The 6643-nt window shown below is 41.0% G+C and carries 8 protein-coding genes; 2 read left to right on the forward strand and 6 right to left on the reverse strand.

Going from position 1 to position 6643, the window contains the following annotated elements; all coding sequences use genetic code 11:
• The first annotated feature begins 2 nt into the window (after positions 1-2).
• Both C3420_RS05940 and csrA read left to right on the forward strand, forming a co-directional pair.
• Entirely contained in the window at positions 3-1283 is a 1281-nt protein-coding gene (locus C3420_RS05940; RefSeq protein ID WP_048881035.1) for an aspartate kinase, read from the forward strand.
• A gap of 253 nt (positions 1284-1536) precedes the next feature.
• Positions 1537-1791 carry a carbon storage regulator CsrA gene (gene csrA, locus C3420_RS05945; RefSeq protein ID WP_004892562.1) on the forward strand — a complete coding sequence of 85 codons (255 nt, stop codon included), beginning with the start codon at positions 1537-1539 and terminating at the stop codon, positions 1789-1791.
• A 108-nt stretch (positions 1792-1899) separates the two neighbouring features.
• On the opposite strand, the gene rnhB is transcribed toward csrA, so the two are convergent.
• The 6 genes from rnhB to C3420_RS17365 all read right to left on the reverse strand — a co-directional run bounded on the left by rnhB (position 1900) and on the right by C3420_RS17365 (position 6446).
• Positions 1900-2493, reverse strand: coding sequence for a ribonuclease HII (gene rnhB / locus C3420_RS05950; protein WP_103799897.1), 594 nt, complete (start codon positions 2491-2493; stop codon positions 1900-1902).
• Positions 2494-2564: 71 nt separating this feature from the next.
• A complete protein-coding gene (locus C3420_RS05955) occupies positions 2565-2948 on the reverse strand; it encodes a hypothetical protein (protein ID WP_103799898.1) in 384 nt (127 codons plus the stop codon).
• 123 nt (positions 2949-3071) lie between these two features.
• Positions 3072-3419 (reverse strand): hypothetical protein, encoded by a 348-nt coding sequence (locus tag C3420_RS05960; protein WP_103799899.1) that lies wholly within the window; start codon positions 3417-3419, stop codon positions 3072-3074.
• Positions 3420-3478: 59 nt separating this feature from the next.
• Positions 3479-4480, reverse strand: a complete 1002-nt coding sequence (locus C3420_RS05965) for an adenosine deaminase (RefSeq protein WP_103799900.1) — start codon at positions 4478-4480, stop codon at positions 3479-3481.
• A 77-nt stretch (positions 4481-4557) separates the two neighbouring features.
• Positions 4558-5880 carry an NCS2 family permease gene (locus tag C3420_RS05970; RefSeq protein WP_004892544.1) on the reverse strand — a complete coding sequence of 441 codons (1323 nt, stop codon included), beginning with the start codon at positions 5878-5880 and terminating at the stop codon, positions 4558-4560.
• A 404-nt stretch (positions 5881-6284) separates the two neighbouring features.
• Positions 6285-6446 (reverse strand): hypothetical protein, encoded by a 162-nt coding sequence (locus C3420_RS17365; protein ID WP_155756525.1) that lies wholly within the window; start codon positions 6444-6446, stop codon positions 6285-6287.
• Between the last annotated feature and the right edge of the window lie 197 nt (positions 6447-6643).

Here is a 6643-nt window from a genome sequence, read left to right on the forward strand (position 1 = left end):
CTATGGCATTAATCGTTCAAAAATATGGCGGTACCTCAATGGGTACTCCCGAGCGCATTTTAAATGTTGCTCGTCGTGTGAAGCGCTGGCATGACCACGGCCACAAGGTGGTTGTTGTTGTATCAGCGATGAGTGGTGAAACCAACCGCTTACTTGCTTTAGCGAAAGCCATTACCGAAACCCCTGACCCGCGTGAACTTGACCAAATGGTTTCTACCGGTGAACAGGTAACGATTTCGATGTTAGCAATGGCATTGAACTCGATCGGTGTTGAAGCTAAATCTTTGACTGGTCGCCAGGTTGGGATTAAAACCGACAGCGCTTTCACCAAGGCTCGTATTGAATCGATTGATACCGATGTTTTGACTGAAAACCTAGATGCTGGCCGTGTCATTGTCGTGGCAGGTTTCCAGGGCTTTGATGCCAATGGCAACACAACGACTCTAGGTCGTGGTGGTTCAGATACTTCTGGTGTTGCACTTGCCGCTGCATTAAAAGCTGATGAATGCCAAATTTACACAGATGTAGATGGTGTTTATACAACTGATCCGCGTGTTGCACCTAAAGCAAAAAAAGTAGATCGTATTTCGTTTGAAGAAATGCTTGAAATGGCGTCACTTGGCTCTAAAGTCCTACAAATTCGTTCTGTAGAATTTGCAGGTAAATACCAAGTTCCGCTACGTGTATTATCAAGTTTTGATAACGACAACGATGGCGCATTTGACGAAGATTTTAAAAACAACGTCGGCACTCTTATTACGACTGAATTGGAAGACAACATGGAACAGCCAATTATCTCTGGTATCGCGTTTAACCGTGACGAAGCTAAACTGACTATTCTGGGTGTTCCAGACGAACCAGGTATTGCCTCTAAAATTTTAAAACCAATTGGTGATGCCAATATCGAAGTCGATATGATCATCCAAAACGTTGAAGAAGATGGCACCACCGACTTCACGTTCACAGTCAACCGTGGCGAACTGGCTAAAGCGAAAAAAATCCTTGAAGAAACCGCGCAAGCGATTGGTGCACGTGAAGTAGCAACTCGTGATGACATCGTAAAAGTGTCAATCGTGGGTGTAGGTATGCGTTCACATGCAGGCGTAGCAAGTAAAATGTTTACTGCTCTTGCAGACGAAGGCATTAACATTCTGATGATTTCGACTTCTGAAATTAAAATTTCAGTGATCATTGAAGAAAACTACTTGGAACTTGCAGTACGTTCACTTCACACTGCATTTGGCTTGGACCGTGAGTCTGGCGAATCAAGTGCACGTGCTTAATGATTGATTTGTAATTTATTGTCGTTGTCTGACATTATTTTGCAAAACTTCATAAAAAATCAGAGCCACTATAGTTTTTTTTATAGTGGCTCTGTTATATTAAGGGCGAGGATTTATAGAAAATTTAAATAGATGATAATCCCAACCAAGATGGTGCGTGGTGATCTGTTCGATTTTCTCTTGTGATTTCAAGTTGTGTTTCAACATACATTCTAAATTGAATGCACGTTTAGCGTTTTGCAAGGAGATAAACATGCTGATTCTGACTCGCCGTGTCGGAGAAACTTTGATGATTGGAGACCAAGTCAGCGTGACTGTGCTTGGCGTAAAGGGCAACCAAGTACGTATTGGGGTGAATGCGCCAAAGGAAGTTTCTGTCCACCGTGAAGAAATTTACCAGCGTATTCAGCATGAACGTGCAATGCATGAGCATCTTCAACATATTGACCAGGACTATCAGCCTTCATTTGAAGATGATACCTCTTCTCAGAATAACTTTAATCGTTAATTTCTGCGAAAAATAATAAAGCGGCTCTAGGCCGCTTTTATTTTTTCTACACTTTTACCGCAGTTCACTTAGACATTCTATGTATTTATAAAATATTCTATAAATATCTTATAGCTCCAGTTCACTCTGTTCCTGCATAGCTGCAATGGCTTTACGCACAGGACCAAAACTGCGTCGATGCTCTTCAATTACCCCATGCAAGGCAATTGCTTCAAAATGTGCTTTGGTTGGATAACCTTTGTGCTTGGCAAAACCAAAGTGTGGAAATTTATGATCCATTTCAACCATCTGATGATCACGAGTTACCTTAGCCAGAATACTTGCTGCTGAAATCTCGGCATGCAGTGCATCCCCACCAATGACAGCATCACAACTCATCGCCAAACCTTGAGGAATCTTGTTACCATCAACCAGTACATGATCTGGTTGAATATCAAGTGCTTCTACCGCACGACGCATCGCTAGCAATGAAGCCTGCAAAATATTGTGTTCATCAATTTCTGCTGCAGATGCTTCGGCAATTGCCCAAGCCAATGCTTTTTCCTGAATTTCAATAAATAACTTCTCACGTTTCTTTTCAGTGAGCTTTTTCGAGTCATTCAGGCCTTCAATCGGATTATTCGGATCAAGAATAACTGCAGCCGCCACCACTGAACCCACCAATGGACCACGCCCTGCCTCATCTACACCTGCAATTCGCATCATATTTCCTTCAATTATTCAGCCCAAATATAAAAGCGGCCACTTTGGCCGCTCATTTAAGCAAATCTTGCTTAGTTTTTCAAAGTTTCTACAACACAGGCATTCAATGTGCTACTTACCACTTTAGTTACCAAGGTTGCTTGAGAAGTTTTGTCCATTGCAGCAACAACCAGGTCAGCTGCTGTTACGCTGGTAGTCGCTTTCTCAGCTACACATGAACATACTTCGTTTTGTAATTCAGTCTGCTGAGTTTCAGTCATCAACTTAGATGCTGTTTTCCAGTAAGTATTGTTATTGATTTCAGTGACGCATTTAGCCTGCACACCCACTTTTACTGCGGCCATTGCCAAGCCGTTCGCTGTAGTTGCAGCAGTTGAACCTGTTGTACCATCAGTGGTAACACAAGCAGTTAAAACAAAAGCCATGGGTGCAAGTACAGCTGCTAATTTTTTCACTGTAAATCCTATGTTGTAAATTAAAGATGCGCTATTTTGCCGAAAATTAAAGCGTGAATAAATCACTATTTCAGCCCATGGAGTCAGTTGTGCAATTAAACGACGCCCGTTGAAAACCCTGACCTATTTCACTAATTCCTGTACACAGCCTTTCAAACTATTCGCTACGGCTTGACGTGCCAACTGGTTTTTCACTTCTTCATTTATTGTTGCTTTAAGCAAAGTTGATGCCGGCACATCTTTTAAAGCATGTTCACCCACACAATCACAAACATTGTGTTTCAGTTTGGCTTTATTAGCGTCCTGCATCAGATAGGTCGAAACTTTCCAGACTGTGGAATCTTTGAGCTCTTGCCCACATTGATAGGCAATCACTGGCTTTAAAGCTTTTTGAGTCAGGCTTATATCGGCATGACTATGTGTCCAGAAAGCCAAAACAGCCACAGATATCGCGATAATATATTTTTTCATGAATTTACTCATTCAACAGAAAAAGGCGGAGCGAACTCCACCTCTTATGTACAGTTTACTTAAACCAATGCTTTGATCTTACTAATCCAGTTAGCCTTGTCTGCTTCACTGATAAATGAGGCTTCAAAGGAATTGATTGCCAGCTGTTTTAACTCATCATTGCTTAGATCCAGAGCTTCAGCAATGGCAATGAAATTATCATTCATATAACCACCAAAATAAGATGGATCATCCGAATTCACAGTGACATGCACGCCCTGCTGTAACAGGCGACGAATATTATGTTGCTGCATGTCATCCACCACACAAAGCTTTAAGTTTGAAAGTGGGCATACTGTCAGTGGCATTTTTTCTGCAATCAAACGCTGCATCAATGCCGGATCTTCCTCAGAACGCACACCGTGATCAATACGGTTTACTTTCAACAGATCTAAAGCTTCCCAGACATATTCTGCCGGACCTTCTTCACCCGCATGTGCCACGATCAGGAAACCTGCTTCACGCGCTTTAGCAAAGACACGTTCAAATTTAGAAGGCGGATGTCCAATTTCACTTGAATCCAGCCCTACCCCAATAATTTGATCTTTATACGGCAAAGCCTGTTCTAGAGTTTCAAATGCTGCTGCTTCACTGAGATGACGCAAAAAACACATGATCAGATGTGAAGTAATACCGAGTTTTTCTGCGGCATCATCACACGCACGTTGCAGACCATTCAGTATCGTTTCAAAAGCAATTCCACGATCGGTATGGGTTTGCGGATCGAAGAACATTTCGGTATGTACAACATTGTCTTCGGCACATTTTTCAAAATATGCCCATGCCAGATCGTAAAAATCCTGTTCATAAATCAGAACATTGGCACCGGCATAATAAATATCTAAAAAGGATTGCAGGTTATGGAAATTGTAGGCCTGTCTAACTTCCTCAACCGACTGGTAAGGAATGGCAATCTCATTACGTTGTGCAATTGCAAACATTAACTCAGGTTCAAAAGTACCTTCAATATGCACGTGCAGCTCTGCTTTTGGCATCGCCTGTATTAATTCAAGACGGTTCATCACTACTCCTGATTAAACCTGAGAAAAATAAAAAAGGGCGCAAACTGAGTTTACACCCTTTCTGAATTTGACAAAAATCAGCCACCGAATAGCGCGAATTTCAATGCCCAAAGCACAGCTACAATCCACACCATATACGGTACAGTTGAAGCCTTACCTGTGAGTAATTTAATCAAAGCATAGCTGATAAAACCCATCGCTATACCATCAGCAATTGAATACGTGAATGGCATGAATACGATAGTCAAGAATGCTGGAACAGCTTCTGTAATATCGTCCCAATCAATATGCACGATACCTTGAATCATCAACACACCCACAAACAAAAGGGCTGGTGCTGTTGCAAAGCTTGGTACAGATTGAGCAAGTGGTGCCAAGAATAAGCAGGCAATAAACAAGAAACCGACAATCACTGCGGTTAAGCCTGTACGACCACCTGCAGCTACACCTGCTGAAGACTCAATATATGGTGTAGTTGAAGACGTACCTAATGCTGCACCTGCCACAATTGCAGATGAGTCAGCAAATAGTGCTTTTTTCAAGCGAGGTAATTTACCATCTTTTAATAAACCTGCGCGGTGAGAAACACCAACAAGAGTACCTGTCGAGTCGAATAAATCGACCAAGAAGAATACAAAGATGACACCGATCAAGCTTGCAGTAAACAAACCTTCAAAGTCCATTTGCATAAAGGTTGGCGCAATTGAAGGTACAGCACCGACCACACCTTTAAATTCGCTCAGGCCCATTGCAGCCGAAATGCCCGTCAGTACTAAAATACTGATGATAATTGCACCACGAACTTTAAAGTGATGCATCACAACAACCATTAAGAAACCAAGTAATGCAAGCAATACCGATGGCTGTTTAAGGTCGCCTAGACCAACTAAAGTTGCTGGGTTATCGACAATAATTCCTGCGTTTTTCAGCGCGATAAGCGCAAGGAACAAACCAATACCACCACCAATCGCCAGTTTTAAGGACATTGGAATAGCATTGACGATTGCCTCACGTATTTTGAACATACTGATGGCAATAAATACCAGACCTGACACAAAAACGGCGCCCAATGCAGTTTGCCATGGCACACCCATTCCCAGACATACAGAATAGGTAAAGAAAGCGTTCAAGCCCATGCCAGGTGCAAGCGCAATTGGATAGTTTGCTACAAGACCCATCACTAGACAGCCAATTGCGGCTGCAAGACAGGTTGCAACGAAGACAGCCCCATGATCCATCCCTGTTTCGGATAAAATCATTGGATTGACAATAATGATGTAACACATCGTTAAGAATGTCGTTACACCTGCAAGAACTTCTGTACGGAAACTGGTTTTGTTTTCACTCAGTTTGAACAGACGTTCCAGCATATTTTCGGAAGATGGATTAGGAGTCGTCATGACCTAGCCCCTATTGAGTAAACTTTATGCCTGAGCATTCCATAAAATCCCTCTACTTATTAGGTAAAGGATTTTGCGGATGAGTTAGCAACGAATATGCCAGCATCGCTATTCGACGGGTCAAGTAATCTTAGAGCACAGCAAAACAGTAACTATGCACTAAGCACAAAAAAACTAAACAAAAAAGCTGCATAACCTTATGCAGCTCATTAATAAATGAATTGAATCAATTGGTTACAATAACTCAAATCTGATCCAATATTTTGTTTTCAGAATTATAACACATTGATTTTTTATTGTTTCTAAAATTTAACTTTAATTCTCTATTCAATTTTCAACTGTTCAGTCATTTGAAAAGTTCATTGATTTTATGCAGTTAATAGCTTACTCAAGCAGATATCGTCTTAATGACGAATATGCTTACCCTCAATTGCCTGCAAAGAAATCTTGGCATCGGTAATGATGCGGCTTATTTCCTGCTGGCGCCTGTTTTCACTTTGCTTATACACATAGTATCCCAGTACCCCGACCAATAAAGCACAAACTGGAATTACATAACTTTTCATAATTATAGGCATTCTTTTACATTTTTAAAATTGTATGAATAAATTATCAACTAATCATGTGACAAAGTAGGTGAAATTCTATATGAATTGTAATCAATATTATTAATTTGTAACCTAATTGACTCAGTTTAGCTTTATTAATATCAGGAATTCTACAATAAAAAAATTATGCTTTTATCGTAAATACAAAGTATTAA

This window comes from Acinetobacter sp. ACNIH3 (genome assembly GCF_002918965.1).
Taxonomy (GTDB): domain Bacteria; phylum Pseudomonadota; class Gammaproteobacteria; order Pseudomonadales; family Moraxellaceae; genus Acinetobacter; species Acinetobacter schindleri.

What these genes read in the sequence shown, in the direction of transcription:
- C3420_RS05940 (WP_048881035.1), top strand. Translation starts at nt 3, where the DNA reads ATGGCATTAATCGTTCAAAAATATGGCGGTACCTCAATGGGTACTCCC.
- csrA (WP_004892562.1), top strand. Translation starts at nt 1,537, where the DNA reads ATGCTGATTCTGACTCGCCGTGTCGGAGAAACTTTGATGATTGGAGAC.
- rnhB (WP_103799897.1), bottom strand. Translation starts at nt 2,493, where the DNA reads ATGCGAATTGCAGGTGTAGATGAGGCAGGGCGTGGTCCATTGGTGGGT.
- C3420_RS05960 (WP_103799899.1), bottom strand. Translation starts at nt 3,419, where the DNA reads ATGAAAAAATATATTATCGCGATATCTGTGGCTGTTTTGGCTTTCTGG.
- C3420_RS05965 (WP_103799900.1), bottom strand. Translation starts at nt 4,480, where the DNA reads ATGAACCGTCTTGAATTAATACAGGCGATGCCAAAAGCAGAGCTGCAC.
- C3420_RS05970 (WP_004892544.1), bottom strand. Translation starts at nt 5,880, where the DNA reads ATGACGACTCCTAATCCATCTTCCGAAAATATGCTGGAACGTCTGTTC.
- C3420_RS17365 (WP_155756525.1), bottom strand. Translation starts at nt 6,446, where the DNA reads ATGAAAAGTTATGTAATTCCAGTTTGTGCTTTATTGGTCGGGGTACTG.